The following is a 22,605-nucleotide window of genomic DNA, read 5'->3' as shown; positions in this document are numbered from 1 at the left end:
CGCCCATGCGTTTTATTCAGCGATCTCCGTTATCTTTTCGCGTCCTGATGCAGCGGCTTGTTGCGCTTGTCTGCGTCGGACTGCTGCTCCTGCCTGGTTTCACCCTGGCAGCCAGTGTTCGCATCAAAGATATTACCGACATGGAAGGCGTACGGAGCAACCAGTTAATCGGTTATGGCCTTGTTGTAGGGTTGAACGGTACCGGGGACCGGTTGACGAATACGATTTTCACCCGTGAAACGCTGATTTCCATGCTGAATCGCTTGGGCGTCAACATTCGCGATCAGGAAACGCAGCTTCAGACGCATGACGTCGCTGCAGTTATGGTGACAGCGGATCTCCCCGCTTTTGCGCATGGCGGGAACCGCATTGACGTGACGGTCTCTGCTGCGGGTGATGCATCTTCCCTCACGGGCGGCACACTGCTGGTCACCCCCCTGATGGCGGCGGATGGGGAAGTTTATGCCGTGGCTCAGGGATCACTTGCCACAAACGCTTTTTCTGCGCGAGGCGCGGCCGCATCCATCACCCGCAACGTTCCAACGAGTGGACATATTGCGAATGGCGGCATTGTCGAAAGGGAGGTTCCTTTCGACTTGAGCCATCGCGCCAATCTGCATTTGAGTCTGCGGAATCCTGATTTCACGACAGCGAATCGGATTGCCGCGATCATCAACCGGACCTTCGGGCCGATTGCAAATGTTCAGGATCCGCGGACGGTCCTGCTGGATCTGAGCAGCCACGATCCCGTTCCAACCCTTTCGCGGATCGGTGATCTGCTGGTGACGCCCGATACGCCTGCCAAGGTGGTGGTGGATGAAGCCAGCGGAACCATCATCATGGGGGCGGATGTCCGGATCAGCACGGTTGCTGTGGCGCAGGGAAATCTGACGGTACAGGTGACCGAAACGCCCGAAGTCTCTCAACCTGGTCCATTCTCCAATGGTCAAACGGCTGTTGTGCCGCGTACGAACGTCAAGGTGGATACGGGCAAGAACCAGCATCTGGCGGTTGTGCCGGGAGGGACAACGCTCAGGGAGCTTGTTGCGGGCCTGAATGCGCTGGGTGTGGGGCCAAGAGACATGATCAGCATTCTGCAGGCCATCAAGGCTGATGGTGCCCTGCAGGCAGAACTGGAGATGCGTTGATGACCATATCCTCAACCAGCAGCACGATATCACAGGGATTCCCGTTACACGGGCAGAAGGCAGACCCGGCCAAAACCCTGAAGTCTGCTCAGGATTTCGAATCCATGGCCATCAATCAGATGCTTCAGCCTATGTTCGCAACGGATGACGACAGCGACAACATGTTCAGCGGGGGAGCAGGAGAAAAGCAGTTCCGGCCCATGCTGGTGGAGCAGATCGCCAAGCAGATGGAAAACAATGGTGGTATCGGCATGACGGATGCGATCAATCGCCAGATGCTGGCCATGCAGGAGCAGAAATGAGCGCATCCATTATTCCAGCCATGCAGCGTCTGATTGCCATTCTGGAAGCTGAAAACTCTGCATTGGAAGAAGCGCGTATCCCCGATGCTCTGGCGCTCCTGCCCGACAAGCAGAGTGCTTCCAGGATGCTGGAACACGAAGTTGCGGTCGCCAACGACCGTAAAAAGGATCTTTGCCCCTGCTGCCCGGATGATGAAGAAGATACAGCTCAGCAAGAGCCGCCCGCATTTCCCTATCGCGATCTGCTGGAGCAGATGACGGAACTGGGCAATCGCAACGGTGAACTTCTGCAAAGGGCGATTACGGCACAGAAGCGTGTGATCGAACTGTTAACATCAACTCCGGCGGCGACTTTGCCGCACAATTACGGCAATCAGGGAACCTACGCGCCTGTCAGTGAAAGACAGGCCCTTTTCACAAGCCGGGCCTGAAAACCGCCAGGTCAGTCCTCGGCAAGAATTTGTCGGCTGACCTTAACCTTTCCAACGCGTCGGCGGTCCATTTCCAGAACTTCGAACAGCCATCCGCCGAACGCGACCTTGTCTCCCCGCGCAGGAACGCGCCTGAGAAGCGCCAGCATAACACCGCCAAGAGTGTGGTATCCTCCAGCGCCGGGAAGCTCCGGAAGGTTGAGGCGCGAGCGTAATTCATCCGCAGGCATGAAGCCTTCAAAGACATAATCGTCTTCGCCTTCGGCCGCCTGTAGTTCAGACGAAGACGACTCCGTTTTTTCTTCGCCAACGATTGCTTCCAGAACATCCGACGGCGTGACGATTCCTTCGAACGAACCGTATTCGTCCAGAACGAACGTAATTCCTAGATTGACCCCGCGCATACGCTCGATCATGTCCTGTGCGCTGAGGCTGTCCGGAATAACGGGAGGCTCACGCAGGACAGCATCCACGGAAACCGGTAGTTTCAGGAGCAGCCGATCCATGATGTCCTTGGCAAGAATAACGCCGACAGGGTGGTCGACATCTCCCTCACAAACCACAATCCGGGCGTAGGAAGTCTGACGCAATTTGCGGACCAGTGTTTCCTGATCTGCATGCCTGTCGATCCAGAAGAGCTCATTGCGCGGCGTCATGATCGCTCTCACCGGGCGGTCCGCCAGACGCAGGAGGCGTTCGATCATGGCCTGTTCGTCGGTTTCGAGCACGCCAGCCCGTGCACCTTCGGCCAGAACAGCTTTCAGCTCTTCTTCCGTGACAGCCGCGCGCGTCAGAGGGCCGATCCGGAGCATGCGGAGCACCAGCGAGGATGTGCCGCTCAGCAGCCAGACGATTGGCTGTGCGACACGCGCGACGCCGACCAGAAGCCACGCCAGACGTGAGGCAATGGCTTCCGGGCGTTGCAGTGCAATCTGTTTGGGGATCAGTTCACCGAAAACCAACATGGCAAAGGTGATGATTGCGACGACGAGAACCATCGAGATTTCGCTGGCAATCGGACGCAGCGAAGGAATGTCCGCAATCCAGGGAGTGACGGTACCTTCCATCTGGCTGCCGCCAAACGTACCTTCAAGAATCGAAACAAGCGTCATGCCGACCTGAACGGTCGGTAGAAAGCTGTGTGGATCTTCTGCCAGCCGGATAGCGGTTGTAGCGCCCCGGACTCCCTGCTTGGCAAGAACCTCAAGCCGTGGCCGTTTTGCTGAAATGAGTGCCATTTCTCCCATGGCAAACACGGCATTGAGGAAAATGAGCAGGCAGATAACAAGAATAGGGGTCAGCATGGTCCGGCCGGAATAATGAATAGCCCGATCATAACAGGACGACTGACGGATACCATGCCCTTCATTCGGCCACGGTAGATGCGAAGCTGTGGTTACAAAAAAACCGGCTCACAGGGAGCCGGTTTTTATGCGGATTTAAAGAAGATCCGTTCTCAGTCTGCTGCGTCGGCAGCTTCAGAAACTGTATTGGCTGCGGGGCGGCCATTGACGCGGACGCGCGGGCCACGGGCTGGCTTCGCACCTGTGGAGATGCGTTCCATCTGCTGCTGGACCTGCTCTTCGTAGCCGTATTCGGCAGGGCGCTGGTTGGCGAGTGAGATCTCCGGAACCATCGGCTTTTCGGTTTCTGGTCCGAACAGAGCCACCTTGGCGATATGCCAGGGACGCGCGACAGCATCCATGACGGCGGTGGACTCGTAACCGGAATGCACCATGCAGTCGGCGCATTTCTCGTATGCGCCTGTGCCGTACTGCTCCCAGGCCGTGTCGTCCATCAGCTCCTTGAAGGTCTTGGCATAGCCTTCGCCCAGCAGATAGCAGGGACGCTGCCAACCAAAGACCGTGCGCAGCGGCTTGCCCCAGGGCGTGCAATGGTAGTTCTCATTGCCCGCCAGGAAGTTCAGGAACAGCGGGGACTGCGTGAAGCGCCACTTCTTGCCTTTTCCGAGGCGGAAAACGTCGCGGAAAAGCTGCTTCGTCTTCTGGCGGTTCAGGAAGTGCTCCTGATCCGGGGCGCGCTCATAGGCGTAGCCCGGAGCCGTCATGATGCCGTCAACGCCCAGAGCCATGACTTCATCAAAGAAGGCTGCGAGACGCTCGGGAACGGCTCCGTCAAAAACAGTGCAGTTGATCGAGACGCGGAAGCCGCGGGATTTCGCAAGGCGGATGGCCGCTACGGCACGGTCGTATACGCCGTCCTGACACACTGACGAGTCATGCATCACCTGATCGCCATCAAGATGCACGTCCCAGGAGAAGAACGGGGAGGGCTCGTAATCGTCGAGCTTCTTCTCCAGCAGCAGGCCGTTCGTGCACAGATAGACGTATTTTTTCCGCCCGATCAAACCTTTGACGATCTGGGGCATTTCCTTGTGCAGGAGGGGTTCACCACCGGCGATTGCAATGACAGGGGCACCGGCTTCCGTGTCGGCATCCAGGCATTCCTGAAGGCTGAGACGCTGGTTCAGTATCTGCGCGGGATAGTCGATCTTGCCGCAACCGGCGCACGCCAGATTGCAACGGAACAGCGGTTCGAGCATCAGGACCAGCGGATATCGCTTGCGGCCCGTGAGGTGCTGCTTGACAACGTACCGTCCGACTCGGACAGCCTGCATCAAAGGAACGGCCATTATAATCCTCTGGTTCTAGCCTCCGGAAAATGCGTCCATCAGGGCGCCCGGGGCCTTGCACATCGTGGATGGCCCGTGGCCTTCATTTTCTGTCCCGGTTCTGAAAACCGGAAAACGTGAAGAACCATCGGGCATTAGATTGACTGCCTATAGACCCATTGTCGTGTTCGCCTCAATGTCAGACGGCATAATTCGTACCGGCCCTGTGGCTAATCGAGCACAGATGGCTTTATGGATGCCAGAACCTGATACAGGGAACTTGATACAATGTGTCATGAACCTGATCTCTATGCCCGGAATTGTCTACCAGGACGAAAGTACGATCATGATTTGCCGTTTTTCCCCGAAAATGACTCTGTCTCTTCTGTCTGCCTGCCTCCTGACGGGGCCTGTTGCGTTGACGGCTCTCTCTCCGGCAGCTTTAGCTGATGCAACGGATGTGGCGATGCCAGCGGATTCCGCCGCTGCCGTGGCGCCTGTCGCAGCTCTGTATGACGCTCTGAAGGCTGCCCAGAAGACCGGGAAAACCGCCCAGCAGCGTGCAGCGATGATCGCTCCTGCCGTGGATCATGCCTTTGATCTGGAAGCGATTCTCCGCCGTTCGGTCGGCGTGCGTTACAACAGTCTGAGCCCCTCGGACCGTGCGCGTCTGCTGGGTTCGTTCCGTCAATTCACGATCGCGCACTATGCCGCGTCCTTTAAGCCTCAGGCGCAGGCGGCCTTCACCGTTTCCCCACAGACGCGCCCGAACCCGACTGGTGGCGTGATTGTCGATACGACGATCGGCGGCACTGATGGGGGCAATGCCGTGCCCATCGACTACATCATGACGAACAGTGCATCGGGTTGGCGGATTACGGACGTTCTGCTGAACGCTCATATCAGTCAGGTCGCTGCCCAGCGTTCCGATTTCGGAGGGGCTCTGAGTCAGGGCGGCGCCAACGGTCTGGCGGATCATCTGGACAGCAAGACTGCCCATTTCCTGCATGACTGAGTCCGGTCCTGCGACGGCAGTCTTTCCCAAAAGCGTTCGGGAAGGCTAGAACACCGTCGTGCCCTTACCTCTTACCATCGCAGCCAGCGTCTGTGCCCTTGTTTCAGCCGCTGGAAATCTACAGGCGCTGACGGGCGCCCTCCTGCTCGCCCGGTTCCGTCGCACGGAGCGTCATGCCGATGAGGCGCTGTGTCTGTCGGATCGGACATGGCCTTTTGTCACGGTCATGAAGCCCCTGCACGGTAATGAGCCGTTGCTGGAAGATGCGCTGGAAAGCGTCTTTACGCAGGATTATCCAGACTTCCAGATCGTCTTTGGCGTGCAGGACGCGGAAGATACTGCACTGGCCGTTATCGAACGACTCCGGGTGCGTCATCCGCAGGTTCCGGTCAGCGTGGTGATCGATCCGCGTGAATATGGTCCGAACCGCAAGGTCGGGAATCTGATGAACATGTACGGGAAGGTCCGTCATGACATTATCGTGATTTCCGACTCCGATATTCATGCGAGCCCCGGCTATCTTCGTCATGTCGTGACGAGTCTGGAAGAGCAGGGGACTGGTCTGGTCACTACTTTATATGCTGGTCGTCCTGCTGCCGGGACGCTTGTCCAGCAACTCGGTGCCTGCCAGATCAATCATAATTTCCTGCCCGGCGTGATGATGTCCCGTTTTCTGGGGCGTCAGGACTGTCTGGGGGCCACGATGGCCCTGCGCCGTAAAACCCTTGAAGAGATCGGTGGCCTTGAGGCGCTGGTCGATCATGTGGCTGATGACGCAGAGCTGGGACAGCTCATCCGGGCGCGGGGCGAAAACATCGTCATTGCGCCCACGCTGACTCATACGACCGTGGGTGAACATTCGCTTGGTGAGCTGCTGGCTCATGAGCTGCGTTGGGGACGCACCGTCAAGAATGTCGCTCCGGTCGGCTATGGCCTGTCGTCCATCCAGCTTCCCCTGTTCTGGGCGGTAACGGCCGTACTGTTCCGCCCGAATGCCTGGTGGACATGGCTCCTGCTGCTTCTAACATGGCTGTTACGCGCCATTGGAAGCCGCATCATGGACCGTGCCACGGACTGTCCGCTTCCAAGTGTAATCCCGCTTCTGGTCATTCGTGACTGGCTTTCTGCGGCCATTATGGTGGGCAGTGCCCGCGGATCGCGCGTTGCATGGCGGGGCAGAACGGTCCATATCGCCCGAAGAAAACGTAATTCCGTGTCCTGCGCCCCCTCGCTCCAGGCCGGCGCCACCCGAAAGAGTGTCCGATCATGATGAGAACCCTTTTTCTCCAGCCTCCCTCCTTTGACGGCTTCGACGGTGGCGCGGGCTCCCGCTACCAGGCGAAGCGCGAGATCAAGTCTTTCTGGTTTCCGACGTGGCTGGCCCAGCCGGCTGCTCTCGTTCCCGGATCGCGCCTGATCGATGCCCCGCCGGCCAAGATGGGCATGGACCCCATCCTCGAAGACGTGAAGAATCGTGACCTCGTTGTCATCCATACGTCCACGCCGTCCTTCGCTTCCGACGTTCGCGTTGCGCAGATGATCAAGGATGCCAATCCGAAGATCATGATCGGTATGGTCGGCGCGAAGGTTGCCGTCCAGCCGAACGAAAGCATGGAGAAGGGCGCCCCGATCGATTTCGTGGCCCGCAACGAATTCGATTTCACCATCAAGGAAATCGCCGAAGGCAAGCCGCTCGCGGAAGTGGACGGTATCACTTGGCGTAACGAGAAGGGCGAGATCGTCGCGAACAAAGAGCGCGCGATGATCGAGGACATGGACAGCCTGCCGTTCGTGACCGAGGTCTACAAGCGTGACCTCAACATCAACGACTACTTCATCGGCTATCTGAAGCACCCCTACATCTCGATCTATACGGGCCGTGGCTGCAAGTCGCGCTGCACGTTCTGTCTGTGGCCGCAGACAGTCGGCGGACATCGCTACCGGACACGCAGCCCCGAGCACGTGGCTGCCGAAGTGCGTCTGGCCAAGCAGTACTTCCCTGAAGTGCAGGAATTCATGTTCGATGATGACACCTTCACGGACGACCTGCCCCGCGCCGAAGCCATTGCCCGCGAAATGGGCAAGCTCGGCGTGACATGGTCCTGCAATGCCAAGGCGAATGTCCCTTATGACACCTTGAAGGTTCTCAAGGAAAACGGCCTGCGCCTGCTGCTGGTTGGTTACGAGAGCGGCAACCAGCAGATCCTTCACAACATCAAGAAGGGCATGCTGGTCGAGACGGCCAAGGAATTCACACGCAACTGCCACAAGCTGGGCATCAAGATCCACGGCACCTTCATCGTCGGCCTGCCGGGCGAGACGAAGGAGACCATTCAGGAGACGATCCAGTTCGCCAAAGAGATCAACCCGCATACCCTGCAGGTTTCTCTGGCCGCGCCGTATCCCGGCACGTTCCTGCACAAGCAGGCTACGGAAAATGGCTGGCTGAACGAGGCGGAAGCTGAACTGATTGATGAGAGTGGTGTGCAGATCGCCCCGCTGCATTACCCGCATCTGTCGCATACGGAAATCTTCGAGAGCGTCGAGGAGTTCTATCGCAAGTTCTACTTCCGCGGCTCCAAGATCGCTTCCATCGTCAACGAGATGATCCGCAGCCCGCAGATGATGAAGCGTCGTCTGCGTGAAGGTGTGGAGTTCTTCCAGTTCCTCAAGGACCGTCACGCCGCCTGAGCGGTGCGCGCCTGACGTATTATTTTTCAGGGGTCATGGCGCATGTCATGGCCCCTTTTTTGTGAGATCCGCCATGACATCCAGTTCCCTGCGCCGCGCCATCGTTTCTGCCGATGATTTCGGCATGAGCCTCGAAGTCAACGAGGCTATCGAACAGGCCCATCGCAACGGCATCCTGTCCACGGCCAGTCTGATGGTCGCCGGGGATGCCGCCGAAGATGCCATCCGCCGGGCGAAGACGATGCCGGATCTGAGGGTCGGGCTGCATGTTGTGGCGATCGAGGGCAAGTCCGTGCTTGATCTGCCCGCCATTACGGACGAGCAGGGGTGGTTTGGACGGAATCAGCTTCGTTTGGGTGTGGAGTATTTCTTCAGTCCGCAGGCCCGGAGCGCCCTGCGTCGCGAAATCGAAGCCCAGTTTCGGGCCTTTGCGGCAAGTGGGCTGACGCTCGATCATGCCAATGCTCACAAACACATGCATCTGCATCCGACGGTGGGGCGCTTTTTGATCGAGTCCGGTCTGAAACATGGGGTGCGGGCTGTCCGCTCCCCCTTTGAACCGCCGGAGCCTGTTGAAGCCAACGATACGTTGGGAGACCGCGCTCTGCGTCACTGGATCGGCGTGCTGCGTCACCAGATCCGCAAGGCGGGGCTGAAAACCAATGACTGGTGTTTCGGGCTGCGCTGGTCCGGCCATATGATGCCGGACCGTATCCGCAATCTCATTCCGCGTTTGCCGGTGGGCACGAGCGAAATCTATTTTCACCCCGCCACGGCTCAGGGCGCCATGATGAAGCGCTTCATGCCGGGGTATGAGCAGGAGGGCGAACTGGCCGCGCTTCTGGACCCGGCTGTGCGGGAGACATTCGACGAGTATGGGGTCGCTCGCATTGGCTGGGCCGATCTCTAAGACCGGCCCAGCGGCACGTTTCAGGCCGTCAGCGTGAATGTTTCGGTCGGGCGGGCACCGTAACGGGTGATGATCTCACCGGCAGCCTGATTGCCCAGCTTCGCGCAGGTGACGAGGTCGTGCTTCTTGCTCAGCCCGGCGAGGAAGCCAGCCGCGAACGCATCGCCTGCGCCTGTGGTGTCCACGACCTTCACTTCCGTGGTCGGAACGTCATGGCGCTCACCTTCGCCGATCACGACCGCACCCTTTTCGCTACGTGTGATGACGGCCAGCTTTGTTTCGGCGGAGACCTGCGTGATGGCTTCTTCGAAATCCGTGACTTCGTACAGGGCCAGAAGCTCGGCCTCGTTGGCGAACAGGATGTCCACATGGCCGGCCACAAGCTCGTGGAAGGCCGCGCGATGGCGTTCCACGCAGAACGTGTCGGACAGCGTCAGAGCGACCTGACGGCCAGCCTTGCGGGCCAGGCGGGCAGCATGTTCGAACGCTTCCTGAGCCTGCGGCTTGTCGTACAGATAGCCTTCCAGATAGGTGATGGCCGCATCCGCCACGACGGATTCATGCACGTCCTCGGGCGTGAACTCCGTGCAGGCGCCGAGATAGGTGAACATGGTGCGCTGGCCTTCGGGCGTCACCAGAACGATGCAGCGCGCTGTCGGGGTGCCGTCAGCGGCCGGAAGCGGCTCGGATGGGAAGGTAATACCCTGTTCGCGCATATCGCGCGTGAAATGGTCACCAGCTTCGTCAGCCGTCACCTTGCCGAGATAGGCCACTTTTGCGCCCATGCGGGCCGCCACGACGGCCGTGTTGGCGCCGGACCCGCCGCCTGTCACGTTTTCGATATCCACGCGGCTTTCGATGGCATGCGCCGTGGCAGCGTCGATCAGGGTCATGCTCCCGGCAGCAGCGCCAAGCCCGTCGATCAGGTCCTGGCCCACTGGGGCGAGAACGTCGACGATGGCATTGCCGATACACAGAAGGTCATGCTGGGGTGCAGACATTGGAACTCCGGTCAGGTCGCTGAAAACTTCAGAAAAAAACATTTAACGGGCAGACTGCGCCATTAAATCAACACGATCATAGGTCCCCTCTGGGTTCACGCCAACTCCCGGTTCACCCGATGCCGTTTTCATCCGTGAGATTTCGTCACATTTATGGAAATGCGCGTCTTGTCCCGCCGGGTCGTGAGCGTGTAGCCTTGTCGAAAGACCGGCTCCCGAATGTTCTGTCTGCGAGCGCCCTGTTCTCGCAAAGGATCGTCGGGGAGACGTCCGAGACAGAATTAGAGTGTTCTTTTCCAGATCCGCAGCGGGGTTTCCTTGTTCAGAAGACGCAAACCGGAAGATGACTCCAAGCCTGTCGAGAACGGCAAACTTGCAGGTCAGCCCATTTTCCCCAACCGGCCGGACGCTCCCAGCCAGACGGCTCCCGCGTCAGGATCCGGATCGCCCTCCAGTCCCCCACCTGCCCAGCAGCCCAACCAGCAGAAGGACCCCGCGCCCATGGGTCGTACCCCTTTCCCGGCACCGCCGTCTTCCAATTCTCCGACGGGCGTAACGCCGGCAGGGGCACCGCGCCCCGGTGTGGCCGCCGTTCCGGGCGCACCGCGCCAGACCGGTCCCGAGCGTCGTACGCTGGTCGTCGGTCGTGGCATCAGCGTTCAGGGCTCCGTGCAGGACGCCGAGCGCCTCGTCGTTGAAGGCACGGTCGAGTCCAGCATGATCCATGCTGCCGAGCTTCAGGTCACGCATGGCGGTGTGTTCCGGGGCGGCGTCGAGGTTGAGGACGCGGAACTGGCGGGCACGATCGACGGCACCCTGACCGTCAATGGCAGCCTCACGATCCGTGCGACCGGCCGCCTTATTGGCAAGGTCAAGTGCCGTCGTCTTCAGGTCGAGGATGGTGGTCAGATCACGGGCCAGCTCGAAATGATCACGGATGGCGCACCGGCACGCCCGGCCGTCAGCGAAGCCGCCAAGGCCGAGGCTGCGGCTGGTGAAGGCGCCAGCGAAGCACCCTGATCCGTTATTGCGGATCAGCATAAAGGCCCGTCCCCTCTTCGGGGCGGGCTTTTTTGTGTCTGGCCCAGATCTTACGGCGGTCAAGCTACAGACAGGGCCGCCCCGACAGGAGAAAATCCCTTCATGACATCCCGTCTGCTCTCCATGCTTGGTGCGGCATTGCTGTGTACGCCGCTGGCTGCGTCCGCTCAGGGCTTTTTCGGCCAGAATGTTGCCTCCCACAACACGCATGGCATGCCAGCACAGTGTGATAATGCCCGATTTCTCGCCGACCAGCAGGGGCTGGAACAGAGCGGCCCGACTGGCATCGACCTGCCCGAGCATCTGTGCGGACAGGTGCTGGCGGTCTCCCCCAGAGCAAAACGCACCCGCAGCGGCTGGCACGGCTATTTCTATCTGTCGGTCGGGCAGGGGATCTCCATCCGGATCGTCTCCGATCTGGACCAGATGAATGCGCCACAATGGCCCTGGGTCAGCAAGGGCGATAAGGTCGAAGTGCAGGGTCGCTACTATTACGACAGTCTGCGTCGTCAGGGCGTGGACTGGACGCATCATGGCACAGGCCGCAAATGGCCTTGGTCCGGCTATGTCATGGTGAACGGCACTCGCTACCAGTAATAAAAAAGGCCCGGCGAGACAGTGTCTCCCGGGCCTTTCTCCTGAGTGCAGGGCTTCAGCTTGTCGCTTCGTCTTTCTTCGAAGCGCCATCCTCGCCCTTGGCGTCCTCTCCGCCTTCGAGAATATCGAAGTCGAGTGCGCCGTTCTTCATACCAATCCGGACGGCACCGCCCTGAGCCAGTCGTCCGAAGAGCAGTTCTTCGGCCAGAGGCTTCTTGATGTACTCCTGAATAACGCGTCCCAGTGGGCGCGCGCCGTACAGCCGGTCATACCCACGCTCCGCAAGCCATTCCTTGGCGCTCGAGGAAATCTCGATCGTCACATGGCGGTCGGCAAGCTGGGCTTCGAGCTGAAGCACGAACTTCTCGACCACGCGGCCTACGGTCTCCGGCGTCAGGTTGGCGAAGGGAATGATCGCATCCAGACGGTTGCGGAACTCCGGCGTGAACAGGCGTTTGACAGCCTCTTCGTCCTCGCCGCTCCGCACCGTCCGTCCAAATCCGATCGCTTCCTTGGACAGGTCCGCTGCACCCGCATTGGTGGTCATGATCAGGATCACATTGCGGAAATCGACAACCTTGCCGTTATGATCCGTCAGGCGACCATGATCCATGACCTGAAGCAGAACATTGAACAGGTCCGGATGGGCTTTCTCGATTTCGTCCAGCAGCAGGACCGCATGAGGATGCTGGTCGATCGCATCCGTCAGCAGGCCACCCTGATCGAACCCGACATAGCCCGGAGGCGCACCGATCAGACGCGAGATCGAATGACGCTCCATGTATTCGGACATGTCGAAGCGGATCAGCTCGATCCCGAGCGAGTTGGAAAGCTGCTTTGCGACTTCCGTCTTGCCGACGCCCGTGGGGCCGGAGAACAGATAATTGCCGATCGGCTTTTCCGCATCGCGCAACCCCGCACGGGACAGCTTGATCGCCGCAGCCAGTGCGTCGATCGCCTTGTCCTGCCCGAAGACCATGTTCCGCAGATCCCGTTCCAGATGGCGCAGGGTCTCGCGGTCGTCGGCCGAAACGCTCTTGGGCGGGATACGGGCGATCTTGGCGATGGCCTCTTCCACGTCCTTCAGCGTCACGGTTTTGCGGCGCTTGTTCTCGGGGATAAGCATCCGTGCAGCACCAACTTCGTCGATCACGTCGATCGCCTTGTCTGGCAGCTTGCGGTCATGGACGTACTTGGCCGCTAGTTCGACTGCACCACGAAGCGCTTCTTCCGTGTAGCGGACCTTATGGTGCTTTTCGTATGTGCCCTTCAAGCCGCGGAGAATTTTGATCGCGTCTTCAACCGAGGGCTCTGGCACATCGATTTTCTGAAAGCGGCGGACGAGTGCCCGGTCTTTCTCGAAATGCTGACGGAACTCTTTATAGGTTGTCGAGCCGATGCAGCGCAGCGTCCCCGCAGCCAGAGCAGGCTTGAGCAGGTTGGAGGCATCCATTGCCCCACCCGAAGTCGCACCTGCGCCAATTACGGTGTGGATTTCGTCAATAAAAAGGATGGCGCCAGGGGTCTGGTCCATTTCCGTCACCACGGCCTTCAGCCGCTCTTCGAAATCTCCGCGATAGCGCGTTCCGGCCAGAAGAGAGCCCATGTCCAGCGAGTAGATCGTGCTGTTCAGCAGAACGTCCGGTACTTCGCCTTCCACGATCCGTTTGGCCAGACCTTCGGCAATCGCCGTCTTGCCGACGCCCGGATCACCCACATAAAGCGGATTGTTCTTCGTGCGGCGGCACAGGATCTGGATGGTGCGCTCGATCTCCTGATCACGGCCGATGAGCGGATCGATGCGCCCTTCACGCGCACGTTCGTTCAGATCGACGCAATAGGTCGCGAGTGCGCCCTCTTTGGCTGTTTCCTTACGCTCCTCACGTTCGGATGTGTCTTTGGAAGCCGCAGCAGGACGACGCCCCGCGCCACGATCGGGAGCTTTGGCAATGCCGTGCGAAATGAAATTGACCGCATCAAGCCGCGTCATGTCCTGCAATTGCAGGAAATAGACGGCATGGCTTTCGCGCTCGGCGAACAGAGCCACAAGCACATTCGCGCCCGTAACCTCGTCGCGGCCCGTGCTCTGAACATGGATCGCCGCGCGCTGGATCACGCGCTGGAAAGCTGCGGTCGGCTTGGGTTCCGTTGGACGTTCCGCGGCCAGTCCTGCCAGGTCCTTGTCCAGAAAGTCCGTCAGATCGGAACGCAGCTTGTCGAGATCGATGCCGCAGGCCCGGAAAACCGTCAGCGCATCATCGTCTTCTGTCAGCGCGAGCAGAAGATGTTCGAGGGTTGCATATTCGTGACGCCGGTCACCTGCGAATGTCAGGGCGCGGTGGAGTGTCTGTTCGAGCGTACGGGACAGCATGTGATGGCGCTCCTCTCGACCTCTCGTAGGAAAGGTATCTTGTCGCGGAGTAACGTGTAACGCCAGTCAGAAACGCAGAGGGCAACAAGAAATTATCTTGCGCCCGGGCTTTTCTGCCTGTCAGACGGATCAGTCTTTCTCGATCGTGCACTGAAGGGGGTGCTGGTTCTGGCGTGCCAGATCCATCACCTGTGTCACCTTGCTTTCAGCCACTTCATAGGTGAACACCCCACAGACTCCGACGCCGCGCTGATGAACCTGAAGCATGACGGAGGTCGCCTCATCCCTAGTTTTGGCGAAGAAACGCTCCAGCACATGCACCACGAACTCCATGGGCGTGTAGTCGTCGTTGAGCATCAGAACCTTGTACATGGAGGGTTTACGCGTCCGGGTTCTGGGGCGCACCACCACGCTGACATCAAGGTCCTGATCCCCGTCTCTCTGGTCCGGCCTGTGAGGCGGAATGGACTCGGGAGACTCCGGCCCCATCCGAGATAGGAGTCGCGACAAAGCGACACCGGAGAGGTCGTTCAGACAGGGGGTAAGATCACAAGAAGACATGACTGGTATGATATGGTGCGAATTTCGATCTTGAGAAGGGCTGCAAGCCCCTGAAATAAGGTTTTTATGCGCCAGGTGCCACGATGCTGCCTTCTTTTCGCCCTGCTTACGAAAAATTAAGGAAAGTCCTCCAAAGCTGGTGGACGGGGAGTTTTCAATGCGCCTAGACTGCCTGTCATACAGGTGGCTCCAGAGCCCGAAATTCTTCCCGAGACGACGTTCCGTTCAGAGGCTGTCAGTAAATGCGTTTCCCGTTCCAGAAAGCTTTTCTGTTGTGCGCTATGACGGCCATGGGGCTGGGATCGGCCAAGGCACAGTATGCCGGGCACGTCTCAAGCTTTGTAATGGACGCTCGCACCGGTGCAGTTCTTTCAGCGACAGACGCTGAGCTACAACGTTACCCGGCGTCTCTGACCAAGCTTATGACGCTTTATCTGACGTTCCGCGCGTTGGAAGCACATCAGATTACGCTGGATGAGCAGGTTCCGGTCTCCATCCACGCCTCCATTCAGGCGCCGTCCAAGCTTGGTCTCGTTCCGGGAACGAAGCTGACGGTGGAGCAGGGCATTCTTGGACTGGTGACGAAATCTGCCAATGACGCCGCCTGCGCTCTGGGCGAATTTCTTGGCGGCGGGGATGAAGTTCGCTTCGCCCAGCTTATGACGCAGCAGGCTCGCGCTCTGGGAATGGTCAACACGACCTTCCGCAATGCGTCCGGTCTGCCCGATCCCGATCAGGTCACGACGGCTCATGATCTGGCCCTGCTGTCGCAGCATCTGATTGCGGATTTCCCGCAATATTATCACTATTTCAACGTCCCCTCCTTCTATTTCCATCGCCGTATGGTTCCGAATCATGACCCGATGCTGAAAATCTATGCGGGCGCTGATGGTCTCAAGACGGGCTATACCGATCTGGCTGGTCACAATCTCATCACCTCTGCTCAGCGCGGCAATGTACGCCTGATCGGCGTAGTCATGGGCTCTTCGAGCAATGCGCGCCGTTCCATGGAAATGGTGGCACTGCTGGATAAAGGCTTTGCCGATGAAGGCGTTGCACCCCAGCCGCTGCTCCATCCTGCTGCACCGTCTGGCATCCTGATGGCCTCTGCCAGCCGTCGTGGTCGCTTCCATCGCGGTTTCCTGCTGGCGTCCTCGCGACCTATGGAGGTTGCTGACGCGCCGACGTCTCCGCGCCGTTATGGACGGATTTCCCATCATGGGGCAGCCGTACACATGGTCAGCGTGCGCCATGTTGTCGCTCGCAAAAAGCGTTCCCGGCACAGCTGATTCTGAAAATCTGACCTGCCGCCTTGCGATCCAGCCCGGACAGACGCATTTTGTCCGGGCTTTTTGAAGATTGAAGGATCGGGCAGCAGGTATGGATAACGCACGGGGCATCGTTCTTTACGATCAGGACGATTTCAAACATCTGCATCGTGTCGGCCGTCTGACGGCAGAGGCGCTGGATATGATCACGCCCCATGTGCAGCCCGGCGTGACCACGGAAGAGCTGAACCAGCTGATCCACGATTTTACGCTTGCCCATGGCGCGACGCCCGCTCCGCTGAACTATCGCGGTTATCCGAAATCCTGCTGTATTTCGATCAACCATGTCGTGTGTCACGGGATTCCCGGCCCGAAGAAGTTGTCCAACGGTGACATCGTGAATATTGATGTCACTTCCATTCTGGATGGCTGGTACGGTGACAGTTCGCGCATGTATGTCGTGGGCAAGGCGCCGAAGAAGGCCGAAAATCTGGTCGATGTGACCTATGAGGCCCTGATGCGCGGTATTGCTCAGGTGCGTCCCGGCAAAACGCTTGGCGATATCGGACATGCCATTCAGGAATATGCCGAAGCCAACCGTTTCTCCATCGTGCGGGATTTCTGCGGTCATGGCATCGGACGGGATTTCCATGCCGAGCCGAACGTCCTGCATTATGGCCGCCCCGGTGAGGGTGTGAAGCTTGTGGAGGGCATGGTGTTCACGATCGAACCCATGCTGAATATCGGCCGTCCGGACGTGAAAATTCTTGATGACGGCTGGACAGCCGTAACCCGTGACCGCACCCTGTCTGCCCAGTTCGAGCATCAGGTCGGCGTGACGGCTGATGGCTGCGAAATTTTCACCCTGTCCCCCAAAGGCTACACCAAGCCTCCTTATGGAGAGACCGCATGAGAGCGTTTTCGCTTCTTCTCGCCACGGCCCTGATCAGCGGCACGACGCTCGCGAATGCGGCTCCGCAGGCGCTGAGTTCGGCGCATGACCCGCTGGCCTTCGGTCCGGATCAGGTGAGCGCCGGTGTGCTGACTTCGGGTCGTCATGGCATGGTGGTTTCGGCGCAGCATCTTGCCTCCGATGCTGGTGCGAAAATCCTCGCGCAGGGTGGTAATGCCGTCGATGCGGCCGTGGCCGTAGGCTATGCTCTGGCGGTGGTCTATCCCGCAGCGGGAAATATCGGGGGTGGCGGGTTCATGACCCTGCGCCTGAAAACCGGCCAGACGGTTTTTATCGATTTCCGTGAACATGCCCCGGCTGCTGCTACGGCTACGATGTATCAGGACGCTTCAGGCAAGGTCATTCCGAATCTGTCCACCGAAGGCTGGAAAGCCGTTGCCATTCCGGGCACGGTCGCTGGGCTGGATTCCATTCTGCAGAAATGGGGACATCTGCCGCGCGCCAAGGTTATGGCGCCAGCGATCGCACTGGCCCGGGATGGCTTCGTTCTGAATCAGGGCGATGCGGATCTTCTGCACACCTCGACGCGCTATTTCCAGCATGATCCCTATGCCCGCGCGTTCTATCTGCGCCCTGATGGTACGCCGCTTCAGACGGGCGACCGTCTGGTGCAGAAGGATCTGGCGTCCTCGCTGGAACTGATCGCGAAAGAGGGTCCGAAGGCGTTCTATGACGGTCCGATCGCGAAAGAGATCGTGCGCGCCAGTACAGAAGGCGGCGGGATTCTTCAGCTTTCCGATTTCCAGAACTATCATATCCGTCATCTTGACCCGATCCGCTGCACCTATCGGGGCTATACGATCGACACGGCTCCGCCGCCGAGCGGTGGTGGCGTTGCGCTCTGCGAAATCCTGAATATTCTCTCCGGCTATGACATGCACGCCCTTGGCCTGCATACGGCGCCTGCCGTACAGCGCGAGGTCGAAGCCATGCGGCATGCCTATTCCGATCGGCGCGATCTGGGCGATCCGGATTTCGTCCACAATCCTGTCGAACATCTGATCGACCCGGCTTACGCCTATCAGATCCGACAGGGCATCCCGACCGATCATGCTCTTGCATCCAGCACGCTCAGGGCAGGGGAAGCGCTTCCCGCACCTGTCGCGCAGGCTGCCCCTGACACGCAGGAAAAGCACGAGACGACGCAGTTTTCTGTGCTCGATCACGAAGGAACGGCCGTTTCGGCAACCTATACGCTCAATGGCTGGTTTGGTGCAGGTGTGATGGGTGGTCATACCGGTATCTGGATGAACGACGAGATGGACGATTTCTCGTCCAAGCCTGGTGCGTCCAACATGTTTGGCATTGTCGGTTCGGAAGCGAATGCGATTGCACCGGGCAAGACGCCGCTGTCTTCAATGTCGCCGACTATCGTATCGCGTGATGGAAAGACTGTCATGGTAATCGGGAGCCCCGGTGGTTCACGTATCCCGACGATCACGCTGTCCGCCATTATTGGTGTGATTGATTACGGTCTGGATATTCGTCAGGCTGTGGATCTGCCGCGAATTCATGAGCAGTGGGAGCCTTCTGCTGTTGAGCTTGAGCCGGGCGCACTGTCCGATGAGACCATGCAAACCCTCAAGGCTGAAGGTTACGCCCTGTCACCCCATCGGCCCTGGGGTGCGGCTGAAGGTATCTTGGCCGAGCATCCGAGCCTGTCGGCTCCGAAAAATGGCCTGATCTATGGCGCGGCCGACCCGCGGCACATGGGTGGTGCGGCTGTCGGCGAATAAGACGCGAAAATGAGGGCGCTCTCTGATGATTGGGGGTTGTCAGATACCCCTGTCTCCGTGTTAGGAGAGCGCCGGGAGGTCGGCTTTGGACGGATACCTTGCCAACCCGGTCAGGTCCGGAAGGAAGCAGCCGCAGTGAGTTTTATCCGGGTTGAATGTCCGGCCTCCTACCTCACACAGTTACCGGACGCTCTGTTTCGTGCAGCGTCCCGACCGTTTCCTGACGGTCCCATCCTCCGTGTTGAGGGTTCGACATTTCCATGACTGACGAAAACGACGATCTCCCTCTGCCGCCCGACACTGGTGGCGGTTTTTTTGGAGACGCACCAGCACAGGACATCCCTGCGCCACCACCTGCCGAGGCCACGCCTTATCGCGTTTTGGCCCGCAAGTACCGGCCGCAGACTTTCGATGATCTGATCGGGCAGGATTCGCTCGTCCGCATCCTGCGCCGCGCGTTCGAGCTCAAGCGTGTGGCTCATGCCTTCATGCTGACCGGCGTGCGTGGCGTCGGCAAGACGACGACCGCCCGCATCATCGCGCGTGCCCTGAACTGCATTGGTCCGGACGGCAATGGTGGCCCGACCGCCGATCCCTGCGGTGTCTGCGCCAACTGCACAGCCATTCTGGCGGACCGTCATCCTGACGTGCTGGAAATGGATGCCGCCTCCCGCACGGGCGTGGATGATGTGCGCGAAATCATCGAAGCCACGCGCTTTCGTCCGATGCAGGCGCGCATGAAGGTCTTCATCATCGATGAAGTCCACATGCTGTCGCGCAATGCCTTCAATGCGCTGCTCAAGACGCTTGAAGAGCCGCCGCCGCAGGTCACGTTCATTTTCGCCACGACCGAACTGCGCAAGGTTCCGGTCACCGTTCTGTCCCGCTGCCAGCGTTTCGATCTGCGCCGTGTTCCGCAGTCTCTGCTGGCCGGGCATTTCCACAACATCGCGTTGAAGGAAGGGGCGACTCTTTCGGAAGACGCGCTGGCTCTGATTGCCCGTGCGGCGGACGGCTCCGTGCGTGACGGGCTTTCGCTTCTCGATCAGGCCATCGCGCAGGGGGCCAGCGATGCGGACGCCGTGGCCGATATGCTGGGTCTGGCGGATCGTGGTCTGGTGTTCGATCTGTTGGACGCGCTCATGGCGGGCAAACCTGCCGAGGTGCTGGACCTGACCGATCAGGCCTATGCTCGGGGTGCCGATTTGGGAGTGCTGCTGGCGGATCTGCTGGACCTGATTCATCTGATCTCGCGTCTCAAGGCCATTCCGTCCCTGCGAGAGGGCCGGGATCTGCCGGAAGCCGAGCGCACACGCGGTGGGGCTCTGGCCGATCGTCTGTCCAATGCTGTTCTGGGACGTGCATGGCAGATCCTGCTGAAGGGTGTGCAGGAAATCGAGACGGCTCCGGATCGTCGTCAGGCGGCCGAAATGGTGTTGATCCGTCTGTGTCATGCCAGCCTGCTGCCCACGCCGGACCGGTTGATCCGTCAATTGACGGAAGGGGGGCAGGATCTGTCCCTTCCGGTATCGCCTCACACGCCAACGGGTGGGGCGCCTTCAGCTCCGCAATCGGGTGCGGTGAGCAGTATCGCTTCGACCAATGTCAGCGAAGGCTCAGGTGGCCCCGCACCTCGGGCGCATGTCCGACTGGTCGCGAATGGTGGGACGATTCTCGAGCCCGGCATCGGTTATGCCGAAGCGGTTTCGGACCCTGAACCCGAACCTGAACTTCCGCCAGCGCCCCGGACATGGCGCGAGATGGTGGCGATGGTGGCGCGGGAGCGGGAGCCCGTTCTGCACGGTATGCTCCGCAATGCCGTCCATCTCGTGCGTTTTTCCCCGCCTGATGTGCAGATCCGCGTTGAAGAGCCGCAAGCCCGTCTTGAACGCCAGCTCCAGAAACTGCTCGACCGTATCTATCCCGGTCAGTGGCGGATCAGCGCCTCAAGCGCTCCGGGCGATCCGACGCTGGACGAGCAGGGTGCCGAGGCCGTGGCGATCAATCAGGCCTCGGTGGAGGAACATCCGCTGGTGCTGGCCATCCTGAAAGCTTTTCCCGGTGCGAAGATCGGGGAAGTTCAGGATCACTCTCTTGATGAATACGGTCTGCCGCCCGAAATCACCGTGCCGTTGACCGATGATGAGCCGCCTGATCTGGAATTCGCGCCTCTGGATGCCGATTTTCTTGATGAAGACGACCTGAACCTGAACTGAAGGACATACCGATGAAGAACCTTGCCGGACTGATGAAGCAGGCCAGCCAGATGCAGGCCAAGATGGAAGCTGCCCAGAGCAACCTGGCGTCTCTTGTGGTTGAGGGTTCCGCCGGCGCCGGGCTGGTGAAGGTCACGTTGACGGGAAAGGGCGAAATGCGCGACCTGAAAATTGATCCGCAGCTTGCTGATCCGACAGATATCGAAACGCTTCAGGACCTGATTATTGCTGCCTATACGGACGCCAAGACCAAGGCCGAAGCTGCAAGCTCCGAAGCCATGCGCGATGTGACGGGTGGTCTCGATCTTCCGGCAGGTCTGAAGCTGCCGTTCTGATCCGGGTAGGGATATTACGCCCATGATGGGCCACGGTGATATCGATCAACTGATTACCATGCTCGCGCGCCTGCCGGGGCTGGGGCCACGCTCGGCCCGTCGGGCCGCGCTGGCGCTTCTGCGTCAGCCGGAAAGCCGGATGCTGCCGCTCGCCCATCTGATGGAGCGTGCGGCCACGAGCGTGAAGACCTGCGTTTTATGCGGCAATCTTGATACGGTTGATCCGTGCTATATCTGCACGGATACGGCACGGGATCAGGGACTGATCTGTGTAGTCGAGACCGTGGGTGATCTCTGGGCGCTGGAGCGTGCGGGTGTGCATCGCGGGGTCTATCAGGTTCTGGGCGGGACCCTGTCCGCACTGGCCGGGCTGGGGCCGGACGATCTGAATGTCCGTCCGTTGTTCGAGCGGATTGAAGAGGGCGGGGTGAGGGAAGTCATTCTTGCCCTGAGCGCCACTGTTGAGGGGGCGACCACCGCCCATTGGCTTCAGGAGCGTCTGCTCCCCACAGGTGTGAGTGTCACGCGTGTGGGGCATGGTGTGCCCATGGGTGGTGCGCTGGATGTGCTGGATGATGGCACGCTCGCTGCGGCGCTTACGGCCCGGCGGTCTCTCTGAGTATGATACCGTTTCAGATTTCTTCGCGTGTTCCCCGTGTCGCTCTTGTGACGGGCAGTGCCCGGCGTATTGGTGCCGCGTTGGTGGAAATGTTGGCCGGGCAGGGGTTTGCGGTCGCTATCCATTGTCGCGGCAGTTCCCATGAGGCCGAAGAATTGCTGGAGCGGATTGGTGGTAAAGGCTGCGTTCTAAAGGCGGATCTACACCGTGAAGACGAGGTTGAGGCGCTGTTGCCTAACGCGCAGTCGGCTCTTGGTCCTGTTGGTGTCCTCATCAATAACGCCTCCGCTTTTATCCGGGACGAGATGGGCAGCGTCACCCGCGAAAGCTGGGATCTGCATCTCGAAACCAATCTTCGTGCCCCGTTTGTACTGTCTCAGATCATGGCGCAGGCCCTTCCAGAGGACGCCGAGGGCCTGATCCTGAACATGCTGGATCAGCGTGTGTGGAACCTGACGCCGCATTTCGTCAGCTACACCCTGTCTCGTACAGGATTATGGACCCTGACGCAGACCATGGCACTCGCGCTCGCGCCGCAGGTCCGGGTGAATGCCATCGGGCCCGGTCCGGTCCTTCCTGCCGTGCGGCAGACGCAGGAACATTTCGACAGTATGTGCGCCCGGACACCGCTGCAACATGGCTCGTCCCCGGAAGAAATTGCTCAGGCCGCACTTGCGCTGTTTGCGCTTCCTTCTGTGACCGGGCAGATGCTGGCGCTTGATGGCGGACAGCATCTGAACTGGTCCCCGGCGTCCTGA

General features: G+C 59.5%; 21 protein-coding genes and 1 other RNA gene. 17 read left to right on the top strand and 5 right to left on the bottom strand.

The features are described from left to right. Positions 1–5: 5 nt before the first annotated feature. From ABDK74_RS06465 to ABDK74_RS06455, 3 genes are read left to right on the top strand one after another with little or no spacing between them, the layout of a single operon-like run. Positions 6–1,148, top strand: coding sequence for a flagellar basal body P-ring protein FlgI (locus ABDK74_RS06465; RefSeq protein ID WP_408874471.1), 1,143 nt, complete (start codon positions 6–8; stop codon positions 1,146–1,148). Beyond that, on the top strand, positions 1,148–1,450 hold the full coding sequence (locus tag ABDK74_RS06460) for a rod-binding protein (protein ID WP_194253716.1): 303 nt from the start codon (positions 1,148–1,150) through the stop codon (positions 1,448–1,450). Before ABDK74_RS06465 ends, ABDK74_RS06460 begins: the two co-directional genes overlap by 1 nt. After that, complete coding sequence (locus ABDK74_RS06455) at positions 1,447–1,881, top strand: flagellar protein FlgN (protein ID WP_346003173.1); 435 nt, start codon at positions 1,447–1,449, stop codon at positions 1,879–1,881. Before ABDK74_RS06460 ends, ABDK74_RS06455 begins: the two co-directional genes overlap by 4 nt. A gap of 11 nt (positions 1,882–1,892) precedes the next feature. Here the strand turns inward: ABDK74_RS06455 and ABDK74_RS06450 are convergent, their stop codons facing one another. Continuing rightward, positions 1,893–3,185 carry a hemolysin family protein gene (locus ABDK74_RS06450; RefSeq protein ID WP_194253714.1) on the bottom strand — a complete coding sequence of 431 codons (1,293 nt, stop codon included), beginning with the start codon at positions 3,183–3,185 and terminating at the stop codon, positions 1,893–1,895. A 152-nt stretch (positions 3,186–3,337) separates the two neighbouring features. After that, positions 3,338–4,534 (bottom strand): adenosyl-hopene transferase HpnH, encoded by a 1,197-nt coding sequence (gene hpnH / locus ABDK74_RS06445; protein ID WP_194253713.1) that lies wholly within the window; start codon positions 4,532–4,534, stop codon positions 3,338–3,340. Positions 4,535–4,808: 274 nt separating this feature from the next. Between hpnH and ABDK74_RS06440 the strand changes: the two genes are divergently transcribed. The 4 genes from ABDK74_RS06440 (at position 4,809) to hpnK (ending at position 9,129) form a co-directional block, all read left to right on the top strand. Then, positions 4,809–5,528 carry an ABC transporter substrate-binding protein gene (locus ABDK74_RS06440; RefSeq protein ID WP_346003172.1) on the top strand — a complete coding sequence of 240 codons (720 nt, stop codon included), beginning with the start codon at positions 4,809–4,811 and terminating at the stop codon, positions 5,526–5,528. Positions 5,529–5,586: 58 nt separating this feature from the next. After that, positions 5,587–6,798, top strand: a complete 1,212-nt coding sequence (gene hpnI, locus ABDK74_RS06435) for a bacteriohopanetetrol glucosamine biosynthesis glycosyltransferase HpnI (protein WP_346003171.1) — start codon at positions 5,587–5,589, stop codon at positions 6,796–6,798. After that, positions 6,795–8,219, top strand: a complete 1,425-nt coding sequence (gene hpnJ / locus ABDK74_RS06430) for a hopanoid biosynthesis associated radical SAM protein HpnJ (protein WP_194253711.1) — start codon at positions 6,795–6,797, stop codon at positions 8,217–8,219. The genes hpnI and hpnJ overlap by 4 nt, the downstream gene beginning before the upstream one ends. A gap of 73 nt (positions 8,220–8,292) precedes the next feature. Then, positions 8,293–9,129, top strand: coding sequence for a hopanoid biosynthesis-associated protein HpnK (gene hpnK / locus ABDK74_RS06425; RefSeq protein ID WP_346003170.1), 837 nt, complete (start codon positions 8,293–8,295; stop codon positions 9,127–9,129). 20 nt (positions 9,130–9,149) lie between these two features. On the opposite strand, the gene ABDK74_RS06420 is transcribed toward hpnK, so the two are convergent. Continuing rightward, a complete protein-coding gene (locus tag ABDK74_RS06420; RefSeq protein WP_346003169.1) occupies positions 9,150–10,130 on the bottom strand; it encodes an adenosine kinase in 981 nt (326 codons plus the stop codon). Positions 10,131–10,448: 318 nt separating this feature from the next. On the opposite strand from ABDK74_RS06420, the gene ABDK74_RS06415 reads away from it, so the two are divergent. Then, positions 10,449–11,150, top strand: a complete 702-nt coding sequence (locus ABDK74_RS06415; protein ID WP_346003168.1) for a polymer-forming cytoskeletal protein — start codon at positions 10,449–10,451, stop codon at positions 11,148–11,150. A 123-nt stretch (positions 11,151–11,273) separates the two neighbouring features. Continuing rightward, positions 11,274–11,768: a hypothetical protein gene (locus ABDK74_RS06410; protein WP_346003167.1), complete on the top strand. Its 495-nt coding sequence runs from the start codon at positions 11,274–11,276 to the stop codon at positions 11,766–11,768. Positions 11,769–11,823: 55 nt separating this feature from the next. Here ABDK74_RS06410 and clpA read toward each other — a convergent pair whose 3' ends face one another. Together clpA and clpS are read right to left on the bottom strand one after the other, a co-directional pair. Continuing rightward, positions 11,824–14,139, bottom strand: coding sequence for an ATP-dependent Clp protease ATP-binding subunit ClpA (clpA, locus tag ABDK74_RS06405; RefSeq protein WP_346003166.1), 2,316 nt, complete (start codon positions 14,137–14,139; stop codon positions 11,824–11,826). A 129-nt stretch (positions 14,140–14,268) separates the two neighbouring features. After that, positions 14,269–14,700, bottom strand: coding sequence for an ATP-dependent Clp protease adapter ClpS (gene clpS, locus ABDK74_RS06400; protein ID WP_346003165.1), 432 nt, complete (start codon positions 14,698–14,700; stop codon positions 14,269–14,271). A gap of 242 nt (positions 14,701–14,942) precedes the next feature. Here clpS and ABDK74_RS06395 point away from each other — a divergent pair, with 242 nt between their 5' ends. The 8 genes from ABDK74_RS06395 to ABDK74_RS06360 all read left to right on the top strand — a co-directional run bounded on the left by ABDK74_RS06395 (position 14,943) and on the right by ABDK74_RS06360 (position 22,605). Further along, positions 14,943–15,989 (top strand): D-alanyl-D-alanine carboxypeptidase family protein, encoded by a 1,047-nt coding sequence (locus ABDK74_RS06395; RefSeq protein ID WP_346003164.1) that lies wholly within the window; start codon positions 14,943–14,945, stop codon positions 15,987–15,989. A 91-nt stretch (positions 15,990–16,080) separates the two neighbouring features. Continuing rightward, complete coding sequence (gene map / locus ABDK74_RS06390; RefSeq protein ID WP_194253704.1) at positions 16,081–16,881, top strand: type I methionyl aminopeptidase; 801 nt, start codon at positions 16,081–16,083, stop codon at positions 16,879–16,881. Next, positions 16,878–18,677 carry a gamma-glutamyltransferase gene (ggt, locus tag ABDK74_RS06385; RefSeq protein ID WP_346003163.1) on the top strand — a complete coding sequence of 600 codons (1,800 nt, stop codon included), beginning with the start codon at positions 16,878–16,880 and terminating at the stop codon, positions 18,675–18,677. Before map ends, ggt begins: the two co-directional genes overlap by 4 nt. Positions 18,678–18,751: 74 nt before the next feature. Beyond that, positions 18,752–18,848: signal recognition particle sRNA small type (ffs, locus tag ABDK74_RS06380), an RNA gene on the top strand. An 89-nt stretch (positions 18,849–18,937) separates the two neighbouring features. Next, positions 18,938–20,893, top strand: a complete 1,956-nt coding sequence (locus ABDK74_RS06375) for a DNA polymerase III subunit gamma/tau (RefSeq protein WP_346003162.1) — start codon at positions 18,938–18,940, stop codon at positions 20,891–20,893. Between the two features lie 11 nt (positions 20,894–20,904). Beyond that, positions 20,905–21,228 carry a YbaB/EbfC family nucleoid-associated protein gene (locus tag ABDK74_RS06370; protein ID WP_346003161.1) on the top strand — a complete coding sequence of 108 codons (324 nt, stop codon included), beginning with the start codon at positions 20,905–20,907 and terminating at the stop codon, positions 21,226–21,228. A 22-nt stretch (positions 21,229–21,250) separates the two neighbouring features. Beyond that, positions 21,251–21,847: a recombination mediator RecR gene (gene recR, locus ABDK74_RS06365; protein ID WP_346003160.1), complete on the top strand. Its 597-nt coding sequence runs from the start codon at positions 21,251–21,253 to the stop codon at positions 21,845–21,847. A 2-nt stretch (positions 21,848–21,849) separates the two neighbouring features. Next, positions 21,850–22,605 carry an SDR family oxidoreductase gene (locus ABDK74_RS06360; RefSeq protein WP_346003159.1) on the top strand — a complete coding sequence of 252 codons (756 nt, stop codon included), beginning with the start codon at positions 21,850–21,852 and terminating at the stop codon, positions 22,603–22,605.

This window comes from Gluconobacter sp. OJB (genome assembly GCF_039638275.1).
GTDB classification, from domain to species: domain Bacteria; phylum Pseudomonadota; class Alphaproteobacteria; order Acetobacterales; family Acetobacteraceae; genus Gluconobacter; species Gluconobacter cerevisiae.
This window is presented reverse-complemented; position numbering and strand designations above follow the sequence as displayed.